Genomic DNA, 12,941 nt, shown 5'->3' with positions numbered 1-12,941 from the left:
CGGTGGGCCGGGTGGGTAGGCACAAGCGGCTGACTGAGCGCTCGCCGCTGGCGCCGGCGACCATCTGGCCGGTCAGCCCGCACACCACCGTCGACTCAGGCGCAACAGGAAGAGGACGAGCCACCGCAGGCTCCTGCGGGTACTGGACCTCCGAGGTGAGCGTGATCGTGTTGCCCGCGCCATCAGCCGAGTAGGTGGTTCTGCTATCTCTGCTGTCGGAGGAGGAGCCGCCGGAGGTTGTGGCTGAGGCGGTGGTAGAAACAAGCAAGGCAAGGATGGCTGGGACGGCGAGCCAGGATGCTGTCCTCATCGCGTCGCACCTTCTTCGGCGATCCATGTCTGGCCTGTCCAGCGCAGCTGGAGCAGGAATGTGGTGTCCTCTGCGTTGACTGTGCTCGTGCCTCCCAAACCATCGTGGTCGGTACCCTCGGGATGAGATACGTCGAGAGTGACGACCCAGACCTCGGGGTCCTCATCCGACACCCCGTACGACACGGCCAGGACCTCCTGCTGCAAGGGATCGGTCCAGCCTCCGGCAGAGTGCAACTCAGTGACGTTGGTGATGACGTTGTTGCAGAAGACGCACCCGGCATCGCTCATGGCTTGCCAGTCGCTCAGGTCCCCGGTGGCGTAGACGTAGGGGTAGAGCGACAGGAAGTACTCAGCGGCCGCGCGCGCCCCCTCTGGGCTGAGCTTGTCCATCCCCTCGGGGCGTTCGGGTGCGGGCATGGCCAGGGCGGCGTCTTTGAGGGCCTGGTCCTCGGCCGACAAGGATGGTTGCACGCTCGGGCTGGGTGTGGGTGTGGGTTGGGGGCTGTGGCCGGAGGTGATGGGGGTGTGCCGGGGCTGGGGATCGTCGGCTTGGTCGGCCAGGTGGTGCAGTCCTGTGCCTATCAGGGCTCCCAGGACCACGACCGCTGCCAGTGCCGCCAGCACCTGGGCACCCGGGCCCAGCACCACCGGCTCACGCCACCGCCCACCAGACCCGACGCCGTCGGCGCTCTCGCGCGGCTGCCCGGCCCCGACGGACCCGGTGGCCTCGGTGGGCTCGTCGTCAGTGGGCTCAGGCTGACGCGTGTGAAGGCTCATGGGGATCACCACCAGGGAACATCGGGGGCGTTTGGGATCCGGGGGCGCCCTCGCCCCCAGGCCCCCTGGTGTCAGGAATGAGGGACACCCCGAGCCTAACCACGCCACCACGGAGACCACCACACCCCACCCCACCCCCTGTGGACAACCCAGCCCGGGTGCGTGGTCGTGAGTCTCGGCGGACGGGGTGGTGGGGGTGGTGGTGAGTCCTCCCGCGTGCGTGGGACCCGTGCGCGCGGCCGGCAGCGCCCAGCGCCCGCCCCGAACTCCTCGGTTCGCGCTCGAGCTCCCTGGGACTTTGCCGTACGTTCGAGAGCAAACCGAGGAGGTGGGCAGAGGGAGGGCGAGGGGGCAGTGCGGCGGGGCAGTGCGGCCTCGTCGTCGCCTGCCGGTACGCTCAGCCCATGGCCCCCGGACGCAGCTCGCAGGACGACGCACGCCGTCAGCAGCCTGCCCAGAACCGGGGCACTGGGGCCTCACACGGCTCCAGGACCCACCGTGGCGCGGGCGGGTCCGCGACGGGACGGCCCGCCAGGAACACCGGCGCAGGGCACTCGGGCCCGTCCGCACGCACCTCCGGCCGCTCCGCCGGCACCGGGCACCCCACAGGCACTGGCAGTCCCGCCGGCATCGGCAGTCCCACCAGCGCCTCGGGCCGTCCGTCGGGCAACGGCCGCGCGCAGGCCCAGCGCGTGCCCCGCGCAGCCCGGCCCAGCCCCTCCGCGCGCCGCACGGGCGAGGCTCACCAGGTGCGGGACGCCCGCGCCGGCCGCCAGGTCGCAGGGGCCGCCGAGCGCCAGCGCGCGGGACGTCCCGGACACCCCGCCACCGCGAGCCCCGCCTCCCTCAGGAGGCAGACCGCCGGACGCACCGGGAGCCGCCCCTCGCAGGGTCGCCGCCCCGCCGCGCGCTCCCAGGCCCGCCCCGCCGGACGGGGTGCGCGCACCTCCCGGCAGAGGCCGCGCCAACCCCGCTACTGGCTGCGCTGGCTCCTCGTCATCGTCGTCACCCTCGCGCTCCTCGCGGCGGTCTCCTACGCGGTCCTCGCCGCCGCGACCTGGGCGCGGGACACGATCCGCGAGCAGGACGAGCAGCAGGCGGCGGACGCGGTCGTCACCGTCTACCCCAACCCCGTCGCCTGCCCCACGGGCCAGCTCGAGGTCGCCATGAGCGCCCCTACGGCGGTCGCGACCGGTGCGGGCCTGAGCGTTGACGTCACGCTCACCAACACGGGTACCGAGGCCTGCCTGCTCGACGTCGGCGCGTCGAGCCTCGGGCTCGTCATCACGTCGGGCGGCGTCGGGCAGTGGTCCTCGCTCACCTGCCCGGCCGAGCCCGCGCAGCGCCTGCTCCTCGTGAACGCGGGGGAGTCCGCGACGACGTCCCTGACCTGGGACGGGCGCCTGAGCACCGGGCAGTGCCCATCGTCCGGCACCGTCCCGGAGACGACCGCGCCGGACGGAGCCGCCGAGACTGCTGAGACCACGGAGGGCGAGGCAGCCACCGAGGGCGAGGCAGACGGGCAGGCAGCACCGGTCGCAGAGTCCCCGGTCGCCACGGAGGGCACCTACGTCCTTCACCTCGAGATGGGCGGCGCGGTGCTCACCGGGGACCACGTCTTCGTCATCGGCTGAGGCCGGGCCGCACCGGCCGCACCGGCTGAGGTCGGGCTGTACCGACCGTGCCGGCCCGCCGACGTACCGGCCGTGGGCTGGGCGGGCCCGAGGAGGGGTCAGCCGAAGCGGTCGACGAGGGAGGCCTCCGCCAGGCGGGACAGGCCGTCGCGCACTGTACGGGCCCGTCGCGCCCCGACGCCGTCGACCGCTTGCAGCTCCTCGACCGTGGCCCCGAGAACCCCCTGCAGGGAGCCCCAGTGCTCGGCGACCGCCCGTGCCGTCACCAGCGGCAGCCGGGGGATCTTCGACAGCAGGCGCAGGCCCCGGGGGGACAGGGAGGCGTCGAGGTCCTGGCCGTCGGGGCCGCCCAGCCCCATGGAGCGGGCGACCATCGCCAGGTCGAGCAGGGCGGGGGCGCCGACCCACTTGAGACGGGCGTCCACGGTGGCGGTGTCGAGGTCCCCGGGCAGGTAGTCGGACAGGAGGAAGTCGCGCTCGGCCATGAGCCCGCGCGTGAGCTCCTCGTGCTGCAGGGCCAGGAGCCGGCCGTCGGTGCCGAGCTCGATGACGTAGTCGTCGATGTCGGAGGCGATGCGACGCACCATCTCCAGCAGCTGCAGGACGGTGGCGACGTCGCGGACGGTGACCATGTCCTCGATCTCGAGGGTGTCCAGCCCCGAGGAGGTGCGGGCCAGGCGGGTCGTGTAGCGCTCGAGGGTGGCCAGGGCCTGGTTGGTGCGGGCGAGGATCGCCTCGCTCGGCTCGATGACGTGCCGGACGCCGTCGACGTAGAGGGAGATGATCTGCATCGACTGGGACACGGACAGGACCGGGTAGCCGGTCTGGCGCGCGACGCGCTCGGCCGTGCGGTGACGCATGCCGGCCTCGCTCGTCTCGATGGAGGAGCGGGGCATGAGCTGGACGTTGGCGAGGCGGATGCGGTTCGCGTCCCGGTCGACGACGACGGCGCCGTCCATCTTGGACAGCTCGCGCAGGCGCGCGGCGGACAGCTCGACGTCGAGGGTGAAGCCGCCCGAGGAGATGGCCTCGACGGTCTCGTCGAAGCCGAGCACGATGATCGCGCCGGTGCGGCCGCGCAGGATGCGCTCGAGACCGTCGCGCAGGACGGTGCCGGGGGCGATGAGGGCGAGCGTGTCGCGCAGGGATCTCGCGTGGGCGTCGGTCATGAGGGGTTCTCCTGGGTGGCGTCGCCCGGTGGGCCGGGCCTGCGTCCGTGGGCATCGTATCCGGGGGCCACGGGCGGTGCGCATCGGCCGTGAGGAGGAGGTGGGAGCGCAGGGCCGACATCGAGCCCTGAGTACTCTCGCTGGTACCTGGTCCTTCCGCTCAGCACTCGGTGAGAGGGCTCAGGACCCAACGTGCGAGACGGGTATGAGGGCCGGGTGGTGCGCAGGGCTCAGCCTCGGGGAAGGGCCGCCCCGATGGCCTCGCCGACGTGGCTCACCGCCAGGACCTGCATCCCGGGCACCGGCCTGAGCTCCGCGGAGCCGGCCAGCGGCACGACCGCCCGGTCGAAGCCCAGGCGGGCCGCCTCCGCCAGGCGCCGCTGGATCCCGACCGTCGCCCGTACCTCCCCGGTCAGCCCCACCTCCCCGAAGGCGACGAGCCCCGCGGGCGTGGGCAGGTTCCGGGCGGCGGAGACGACGGCGACCGCCACCGCGAGGTCCGTGGCCGGCTCCACCGTCCTGGCCCCGCCCACCGTGGACAGGTAGACGTCCGCGCTGGAGGTGTCCACGCGCAGGCGCGCCTGCAGGACCGCCAGCGCCATGGCCACGCGCGAGTGGTCCAGGCCCGAGGTGGTGCGCCGCGGTGAGCCCGCGTTGGTGGCGGCGACAAGGGCCTGGACCTCCACCGGCATGGGCCGACGCCCCTCAAGGGTGACGGTCGCGCAGGTGCCCGGGACCTCGGAGCGGGCTGAGGACAGGAACAGGCCGCTCGGGTCCTCCAGCCCGATGATGCCGCGGTCCCCGAGGTCGAAGCAGCCGACCTCGTCCGTGGGCCCGTAGCGGTTCTTCACGGCGCGCAGCAGCCGCAGGCGCGCGTGGCGGTCCCCCTCGAACTGGCAGACGACGTCGACAAGGTGCTCGAGCACGCGCGGCCCCGCGATCCCGCCGTCCTTCGTCACGTGCCCCACCAGGAGGACGGGGATGCCCCGCTCCTTGGCGACGGCGATGAGCGTGCTGGCCACGGCCCGCACCTGGGTGACGCCGCCGGCGGATCCCTCCACCTGGGCGGAGGCGATGGTCTGGACCGAGTCGACGACGAGCAGCGACGGGTCCGCCGCCTCGACGTGCCCGAGGAGCGCCCCCAGCTCGGTCTCGCTGGCGAGCAGGAGGGCCGGGTCGATGGCCTCGATGCGCTCGGCGCGCAGGCGCACCTGGCTCGCGGACTCCTCGCCGGTGACGTACAGGACGGGCCCCTCGCCGCGCTCACGGGCGACGGCGGCGGCCTTGGCGGCGACGTCGAGCAGCAGGGTGGACTTGCCGACGCCGGGCTCCCCGGCCAGCAGGACGACGGCGCCGGGCACGATCCCGCCGCCGAGCACGCGGTCGAGCTCGCCGACCCCGGTGGGCCGGGCGCGCGCCGCCTCGGCCGAGACCTCACCGATGGGGCGCGCGGGCACAGCCGGGCGCACGGCCGTGGCACGGGCCAGGGCGGCGCCTGCCGTAGCGGGACCACCGGCGGCGGGAGCCTCGACGAACTCCGCGAGCGTGCCCCACTCCTTGCACTCGCGGCACTGGCCGAGCCACTTGGGGCTCTCCCAGCCGCACTCGGTGCAGACGTAGGACGTGCGCGCCTTCTTTGATGTGCTGCTCCGGGCGGGTGAGGGGCTCATGGTGGCAAGCCTAGGAGGCGGCTCCGACACGAGAGCCGCCCCGAGCCACGACGCGGGGCCCGCCGCCCGTCACCGCCCCTCAGCGCCCTCAGTAGCCGTAGGAGGTGGGCGGCTGCGCGCCGTCGTCGGACCGGGTCGTGGGCTGGGCCGCCTGGCCGTACTGGGGCTGGCCGTAGGGGGCCGACGCCGTCGGGTAGCCGACGGCGGGTGACGCGCCGTCACCCGCCACCCCCGTGCCGTAGCCCGGCTGGGCCTGGCCGTAGGGGAGGGCCGCACCGGCCTGGCCGGGCTGCGCCTGGGGGGAGCCGGGCTGGGGGTAGCCGACCGCCGTCGGACCGGGATAGCCGGAGGGCACGGCGCCGGGCACGGTGGGGGCCACCGGCTGACGGGTCACCGGGTCGTAGCCGAGGGCGGCGGCCAGGGTCGCGCGGTCGCGTCTCCGCACGAGCTGCGGGGCCGCGCTCAGGATCTGGGAGTCGATCCAGCCGGCCACGAACAGCAGCACGATGAGAGGGATGAGCAGGAGGATGACGGGGATGCGGACGCTGCCGGAGACGTGGTTGCCGATCTCCACGTAGATCCACACGGCGGCGGGGAGCCCGAGGAGCAGGCACACGACCACGAGGATCCAGTAGTACCTCGAGCGCGGCTCGCTCTTCTTGCGTTGCTTGGCGGACATGGGCTGCTCCTGGGGTCGTGCGGCAGTGGGCGGGGCACAGCATCCGTCCCCGAGCGGCCCATGGCAAGCGGCCGGCACGGGGAGACCTCCCCGTGCCGGCCGCCTGCGCGGTGCCGGCCCAGATCCCGGGCGGACCCGGCTGCTTGCCGCTCCCACCCAGCGGCGTGCGAGTGGCGCCTCAGTGCTGGCCGTAGACGTTCTGGTAGCGGTCGTTGAGACGGTCCACGAGGTCCTGCGGGATGAGGTGGATCTCGCCGCCCTGCCGGGCGATGTGCACGGTGCGGGCGACCTCCTCGCACATGGCGGCGGCCTTGACGGCGCTGCGGGCGTCCTTGCCGATGGTGAAGGGGCCGTGGTTGGCCATGAGGACGGCCGGGGACTTGGAGTCGCGCAGGGTCTCGACGATGCCGCGGCCGATGGAGTCGTCGCCGATGAGGGCGAAGGGGCCCACGGGGATCTCGCCGCCGAACTCGTCGCCCATCATCGTCAGGGCGCAGGGGATGGGCTCGCGGCGGGCGGCCCAGGCGGTGGCGTAGGTGGAGTGGGTGTGCACGACGCCGCCCACGCGCTCCATGTGGCGGTAGACGTAGGCGTGCGCGGCCGTGTCGGAGGAGGGGGTGAGGGAGTCCGGGGTGCCGTCGACGATCTTCTCGCCGTCGAGGGTGCACACCACCATGTTGTCGGCGCCCAGCTCGTCGTAGGAGACGCCGGAGGGCTTGATGACGAACAGGTCCGTCTTGGCGCCGTCGAGCACGACGCGCTCGGAGACGTTGCCGGCGGTCCACACCACCAGGCCCCAGCGGGGCAGCTCGGCGTGCAGGTCGGCGACCTTCTGGCGGGTGGCGGCGACGGCGGCCTGGAGGTCGGCGTCGAGCTCGGTCAGGATGATCTTCTCGCTCACAGGGTTCCCTTATCTCGTGTGCGCTGGTCGGGTACGTGGTTGATTCTCCCGGCTGAAGGCCGGGCGCGTCAGCACCCGGGGCGCACGAATGTGCGTGCCGGGTGCTGACGCGCCCGGCCCGCACTACGCTCGTCTCATGGCTGAGACCCGGGGCAGGCGCGAGGACATCGAGCTCCTGCTGCGCGTGGCCCGCCTCTACTACGAGGAGAACCGCACCCAGTCCGAGGTCGCCCGGGAGGTCGGCTACTCCCGTCCCCACGTCTCGCGCCTGCTGTCCCTGGCGCGTGAGCGCGGGATCGTGCGCATCACGATCTCCCATCCCCTGGAGCACGTCATCGCCGTCGAGCACGACCTGCGCGAGGGGCTGCCCGTCGAGGCGGTGCGCGTCGCCCAGGTGCCCGGCTCCGACACCCTGGGTGCCATCGGCGCCGCCGCCGCCGAGCTGCTGCGCGACGTGCTCGTCGACGGGCAGGTGCTCGCCCTGGGCAACGGACGGTCCATCGCCGCCATGGCCCACCACCTGCCCGAGCTCATTCGTCCCGGCTGCACAGTGGTCCAGCTGCTCGGCTCCATCCCGGGCGGTCTGCCCGCCTGGGGCCGGGACTCGCCAACCATCTGCAACCTCGTGGCGGAGCGCCTGGGAGCGAAGGTCTCCCGGATGTCGGTGCCGCTCATCGTCGACGACCCCGCCCTGCTGGAGCCGCTCATGCGTGAGGAGAGAGTCGCCACGACCCTCGCCCTCGGTGCCCGGGCCGACATCGCCGCGGTGGGCGTCGCCGGGATCGACGCCCGCGGGCCGGGCAACATCCTGGCCGAGTACCTCACTCCTGACGTCGTCGACGCCATCGAGGCGGGCGGCGCCGTCGGCCACATCCTGGACCACCACTACGACTGGGACGGCAACCAGGTGGTCACCCCGTTGACGCGACGGACACTGTCCCTGCCCTTCGAGGACCTCAAGCGCATTGAGCGCGTGATCGGGGTCGCGGCCGGACCGGAGAAGGTCGAGGCGATCATCGCCGCGGTGCGCGGCGGCGTCATCTCCACCCTGGTGACCGACTACGAGACCGCCGTGGCCATCCGTGACCGCGTCTGAGACACGTCGCGTCCGCGTCGGCCCGTCCTAGCCGGCCTCGCAGGCGCCGGCGATGCCCTCGAAGATGAGGCGACCGACCACCGAGCCGCCGTCGAGCACCCCGACCGAGCGGGACGCGGAGTAGGCGGCGCGCCCGTGCACGGCCTCCATCTGCCGGGTTGACTCCGAGCCCTGCGCGGCCGCCTCGGCCGCCGCCCGCCACAGCGCCGGCACGGCCCTCCGGTCGCCGTCGGTACTGGCGACGCCCTCGCGCAGGACGGCGACCCCCGGCACCAGCGCGTCGACGATCGTCTTCTGCCCCGGACCCGACTCGGCCTTGGCCATGATGTTGGCGACCCCGGCGTCCAGCGCCTCGACGACGGTCGGAAGGTCTGCCTCTTGACGCCCCTTGAGCGCCCGGGCCATACCCATGAGCCCGAAGGTGAGGATCGTCCCCAGCGAGGAGGGCGCGGCCTCGTTGAAGACCTTCCCGCCCTGGCGCAGCAGCTGCCCCAGGTCCGTCTCCTCGGCGGCCGACAGGTAGCCGGCCAGGGCGCCGAAGCCGTCGTCCATGGAGATGCCCAGGTCGCCGTCGCCGTTGACCTGGTCGAGGCTGACCAGGTACTCGCGGTTGTCCGTCATGAGGGTGCTGATGGAGCCGACCACCCTGGAGATGGTGCTGCTGGTGACCACGACGCACCTCACTTGTTCGCGTTGGTGTAGAAGGGCGTGGAGGCCGGGGCCTCCAACAGGGACCGGAGCTCCTCATCCAGCTTGAACACCGTCACCGACAGGCCCGCCATCTCCATGGAGGTGGCGAACTCGCCCACGTGCGGCATGACGATGGACACGCCCTTGGCCGCCAGACGGGCCGCCACCGAGCGGTAGACGATGAGCTGCTCCTCCAGCGGTGTGGCCCCGAGCCCGTTGACCATGACGGAGACCTCGTCGCCCTCGCCCAAGGGCATGTCCGCCTCAATGGTGTCCAGGACCCGCTCGGCGACCTCGTCGGCGGTGAGCATCTTCTCCACGCTGATACCGGCCTCGCCGTGGATGCCCATGCCGATCTCGATCTCGTCGTCGGCGATGGTGAAGGTGGGCTCTCCGACCTTGGGGACGATGCACGGGCTGAGCGCCACCCCCATCGACCGGATGCGGGCCAGCGCCTTCTCGGTGACCGCCACGACCTCGTCGAGGGAGCGCATCTCGTCGGCGGCGGCGCCGGCGATCTTGTAGGCGTAGACGATCCCGGCCACGCCACGGCGCTTGTCCGCCCTGTCCGCCGGGGAGGAGGCGACGTCGTCGCGCCCCAGGAGCTGGCGGGTCTCGATGTCGTCGAGCTCCACGTCCTCGCAGGCCATGCGGAAGTTGAAGATGTCGCCGTTGTAGTTGCCGTACAGGCACAGCACGCCGGCGCCGTCGTCGCAGGCCCGGATCATCTGGGCCATCTTCTCGGCGGAGGGGGAGGCGAAGACCTCGCCGACGGCGCAGCCGTCCAGCATCCCCGACCCCACGTAGCCCAGGAACAGGGGCAGGTGCCCGGATCCTCCCGCGGTCACCAGACCGACCTTGCCCTTGGCGCGGGGGTAGCGCGAGACCAGGACCCGGTAGTCCCCGTCCAGGAAGTCGACCCGGTCGCCGTAGGCGGCGCGGATGCCCTCCATCGTGTCGCGCACGAAGGCGTCGGCTGTGTTGAGAATCTTCTTCATGAGCGTCCTCTTCTCCTCATGGGGGTTGCGTGGTCAGGGCCCGGGCTCACCGTGCGCCGGGGAAGGTGATCTGGGACGGATAGGCCCACTTGCGCAGCTCCTCGGGCTCGAAGGAGTCCGGCTCCCGACCCTGGTTGGCCGTCAGCGCGTGGTGGTAGAGCTCGGCGAGCTCCTCGATGTAGGCGGCCTTGAGGAAGGCCTCGTAGATGTTGCGCTCGTCGATCGCGACGGCGCCGTGCTTCTCCAGCAGGACGCAGTCCGCCTCCGTCACCGCCTCGCGCACGTACCGGGCGAGCTCGGGCGTGCCCGGGCGGCCGTAGGGGGCCACGGGCACACGGGCCCTGGTGAGCCCGAGGTTGGCGACCTCGTAGACGATCGCCGGGATGGGCCTGTTGAGCAGGGCGAAGGTGGTGGCGTAGGCGGAGTGGGTGTGCACGACGGCGCGCACCTCGGGGCGGGCCTTGTAGATCTCCAGGTGCATGAGCACCTCGGAGGTCGGGCGCAGCCCGGACTCGTTCTCGATGACCTCGGCGTCCAGGTTCATGACGACGACGTCGCGCGGGCTCATCTGGTCACGGTCCAGGCTCGTGGGGGACACGACCAGCAGGCCGGAGTCGAGGTCGCGGATCGAGAAGTTGCCGGACTTGTGCTTGCACAGGCCCTCGTGCTGGGCGCGCCGGGCCACGGCGACGAGATCGGACTTGAGTGATTCCAGCATGGTGCTGCTCCTTGGTGGTAGTGGTTGGGTCGGGCCGGCCCGGGTGGGCTCAGGCCTGGGCGGGCTCGGCGTCGGCCTGAGCGGCGGAGGCAGCCTCGGCACGGGCGGCGTTGCGCTCGGTGACGAGCTCACGCGAGTACAGGACGAAGCACACGACCCAGACCACCAGGACGATGGCCGGCACGACGTTGCCGTTCAGGACCTGCAGCAGGTGGGACAGGGCGTAGGTGAAGATCGGTGCGTCGATGGAGGAGTTCGAGATGAGCTGGCCCTCGGCGAGCTCGACGGCGCCGGTGGAGTTCGCCAGCTCGGTCATGAACGGCGCGAAGGCGGTGCCGACCCACAGGAAGACGGGGGCGAAGATCGTGCACTGGATGAGCATCCGGATGATGTTGCCCCGTGAGGCGAAGAAGGCGCCGACGGCCACGCACACGTTGACGATGCCGGCGAAGGGCAGGATCCCGTTGCCCGGCAGGAAGAACGAGTAGAGCAGCGTCACGGGGATGGTCCAGATGACGGCCAGCCAGATCTCGTTGGAGCCGCCCAGGAAGGGCCAGTCCAGGCCCACGTACAGCTGACGGTCGTTGAACCGCTTCTGCATGAACTCCGAGATGGCGTTCGAGATCGGCTCCAGGGCCTGCATGAAGTACTTGGAGATGACGGGGAACAGGGTCAGGGCCGTGGCCGCCTGGATGCCCAGGATGAGGGTGGCGGCGACGTCGAACCGGGCCAGGACGCCGAAGAGCACGCCCAGGATGAATCCCAGGATGTGGTTCTCGGCGAGGATGCCGACCTTGTCCCGCAGGTCCGCGGCGTTGAATGACCGGTTCAGGCCCGGGATCTTGCGCAGCAGCCAGTCGACGGGATACATCGGGGCCGCCAGGAAGATCATGCGGTGGGTGATGGTGACGCCGGGGATCCCGGTCATCGTCTCGACGCGGTGCTGGTGGAAGTCGGCGGCCTTGAGCTCGAACACCGTCTGGATGGCGGCGATGAGGAAGGCCAGCCAGACCGCGCCCGTGATGTAGTAGACGGCGACGGCGGTGAAGATCTTGCCCCACACGTTCCACAGGTCCGCGTTGAAGGTCTCGGTCTGCTTGAGGACGATGAGGATGATGTTGATGACGACGACGAGCGGGAACATGAGGGCGGCGTAGGGCCAGGACCACGAGATCGTGGACATGGTGGTCCAGCCGCCGTCGGTGATAGGAAGGCTGACGCCGACGGTCTCGCTCATGGCCTCGGCGGCCGGGGTGATCGCCTGGGTCATGTAGCCGATGAGCATGGTCATGCCGGAGAAGGCCACGCCCAGGGTGATGCCGGAGGAGATCGCGTCCTTGATCCTCATGCGCACCAGCAGGCCCGCGACGATCATGATGAGCGGGACGAAGATCGCGGCGCCGAGCGACAGGACGAAGTCGACCGAGCTGGTGAGTACCTGCATGGTCAGTACCTTTCAGGGAGGGGTGGGGTTGTCAGCTGCCGTTGGCGGCCTTGATGGCCTCGATGAGCTTGGCGAGCTCGGCGTCCTGGCCCATGCCGGTCAGGAAGGCGATGCCGTTGATGACCGGCACGGTCCGCTGCTTGTTCTCGCGCACGATGGTGATGTAGGCGGCGGCGCCTGTGAGGTGGCGGTCCACGGACTTCAGGTCCACGGCCTCGACGTCGGCGTCGACCTTGGCCTCCTTGAGCAGGCGTGCGACCTTGCTGGCGACGGTCTGGGAGGTGGCGACGCCGCTTCCGCAGGCGACGATGACCTTGGCGCTCATAGTGACTCTCCTGTCAGTGCTTGTCAGTGTTGGTGAGGGTGTGGTGGGTGCTGTGCTCAGGCCTGAGGGCCTGACATGGTCGCCAGCGCGTCGAAGAGCTCGTCCTCGGTGCGCGCCGCGCTGAGGGCGTCCATGAAGGACGGGTCCTGGAATCTGTCCAGGAGGAGCTGGAGCACCTCGACGTGCCCGTCCTCCTTGGTCAGCCCCAGCAGGAAGATGAACCGCACGGGGTGCGTGGCGTCGTTGTTGGCCATCTCGTGCCAGGTGACGGGCCGGGCCAGCCGGGTGACCGCGATGAAGGGCGTGATGACGTGGACGGCGTCCGAGTGCGGGATGGCGATGGCCTCGGGCTGGGTGGGCAGGGCGGTGGGGTAGGTCTCCTCGCGCGCCTTGAGGGCGGCCAGGAAGGTGTCCTTGACGTAGCCGCGGGCCTGGAGCCGCGCGACGACCCGGTCGAAGAACTCGTCCTGGCTGTCCACCTCCCAGTCCAGCTGGACGAGGTCGCGCCTGAGCAGGTCCTGGTGCATG

General features: G+C 71.5%; 13 protein-coding genes. 2 read left to right on the top strand and 11 right to left on the bottom strand.

Translation table 11 applies throughout. The annotated features are described in order from the left end of the window. Positions 1–306 precede the first annotated feature (306 nt). The gene (locus tag H6X67_RS03465; protein WP_249375697.1) at positions 307–1,089 is read right to left on the bottom strand and encodes a DUF6318 family protein; all 783 of its coding nucleotides are present in this window, start codon (positions 1,087–1,089) and stop codon (positions 307–309) included. 692 nt (positions 1,090–1,781) lie between these two features. Here H6X67_RS03465 and H6X67_RS03460 point away from each other — a divergent pair. Beyond that, positions 1,782–2,723 (top strand): hypothetical protein, encoded by a 942-nt coding sequence (locus tag H6X67_RS03460; protein ID WP_249367468.1) that lies wholly within the window; start codon positions 1,782–1,784, stop codon positions 2,721–2,723. A 98-nt stretch (positions 2,724–2,821) separates the two neighbouring features. Here the strand turns inward: H6X67_RS03460 and disA are convergent, their stop codons facing one another. The 4 genes from disA to H6X67_RS03440 all read right to left on the bottom strand — a co-directional run bounded on the left by disA (position 2,822) and on the right by H6X67_RS03440 (position 7,142). Further along, on the bottom strand, positions 2,822–3,892 hold the full coding sequence (disA, locus tag H6X67_RS03455) for a DNA integrity scanning diadenylate cyclase DisA (protein WP_249367469.1): 1,071 nt from the start codon (positions 3,890–3,892) through the stop codon (positions 2,822–2,824). 230 nt (positions 3,893–4,122) lie between these two features. After that, entirely contained in the window at positions 4,123–5,562 is a 1,440-nt protein-coding gene (radA, locus tag H6X67_RS03450) for a DNA repair protein RadA (protein ID WP_249367470.1), read from the bottom strand. 88 nt (positions 5,563–5,650) lie between these two features. Next, the gene (locus H6X67_RS03445; protein WP_249367471.1) at positions 5,651–6,241 is read right to left on the bottom strand and encodes a hypothetical protein; all 591 of its coding nucleotides are present in this window, start codon (positions 6,239–6,241) and stop codon (positions 5,651–5,653) included. 178 nt (positions 6,242–6,419) lie between these two features. Beyond that, entirely contained in the window at positions 6,420–7,142 is a 723-nt protein-coding gene (locus tag H6X67_RS03440) for an L-ribulose-5-phosphate 4-epimerase (protein ID WP_249367472.1), read from the bottom strand. Between the two features lie 136 nt (positions 7,143–7,278). Here H6X67_RS03440 and H6X67_RS03435 point away from each other — a divergent pair, with 136 nt between their 5' ends. Continuing rightward, positions 7,279–8,238, top strand: coding sequence for a sugar-binding transcriptional regulator (locus H6X67_RS03435; protein ID WP_249367473.1), 960 nt, complete (start codon positions 7,279–7,281; stop codon positions 8,236–8,238). 27 nt (positions 8,239–8,265) lie between these two features. Here H6X67_RS03435 and H6X67_RS03430 read toward each other — a convergent pair whose 3' ends face one another. From H6X67_RS03430 to H6X67_RS03405, 6 genes are read right to left on the bottom strand one after another with little or no spacing between them, the layout of a single operon-like run. Next, positions 8,266–8,910, bottom strand: coding sequence for a dihydroxyacetone kinase subunit L (locus H6X67_RS03430; RefSeq protein ID WP_249367474.1), 645 nt, complete (start codon positions 8,908–8,910; stop codon positions 8,266–8,268). Between the two features lie 8 nt (positions 8,911–8,918). Further along, a complete protein-coding gene (locus H6X67_RS03425) occupies positions 8,919–9,926 on the bottom strand; it encodes a dihydroxyacetone kinase subunit DhaK (protein WP_249367475.1) in 1,008 nt (335 codons plus the stop codon). Between the two features lie 46 nt (positions 9,927–9,972). Beyond that, positions 9,973–10,644 (bottom strand): class II aldolase/adducin family protein, encoded by a 672-nt coding sequence (locus H6X67_RS03420; RefSeq protein ID WP_249367476.1) that lies wholly within the window; start codon positions 10,642–10,644, stop codon positions 9,973–9,975. 49 nt (positions 10,645–10,693) lie between these two features. After that, positions 10,694–12,088, bottom strand: coding sequence for a PTS galactitol transporter subunit IIC (locus tag H6X67_RS03415; RefSeq protein WP_249367477.1), 1,395 nt, complete (start codon positions 12,086–12,088; stop codon positions 10,694–10,696). A gap of 31 nt (positions 12,089–12,119) precedes the next feature. Continuing rightward, positions 12,120–12,413 carry a PTS sugar transporter subunit IIB gene (locus H6X67_RS03410; RefSeq protein WP_249367478.1) on the bottom strand — a complete coding sequence of 98 codons (294 nt, stop codon included), beginning with the start codon at positions 12,411–12,413 and terminating at the stop codon, positions 12,120–12,122. A gap of 56 nt (positions 12,414–12,469) precedes the next feature. Beyond that, entirely contained in the window at positions 12,470–12,940 is a 471-nt protein-coding gene (locus tag H6X67_RS03405) for a PTS sugar transporter subunit IIA (protein WP_249367479.1), read from the bottom strand. Between the last annotated feature and the right edge of the window lies 1 nt (position 12,941).

It is taken from the genome of Actinomyces sp. AC-20-1 (assembly GCF_023369555.1).
Lineage (GTDB): Bacteria > Actinomycetota > Actinomycetes > Actinomycetales > Actinomycetaceae > Actinomyces.
The sequence above is the reverse complement of the archived record's forward strand: the minus strand, read 5'-3'. Positions and strand labels throughout refer to the sequence as shown.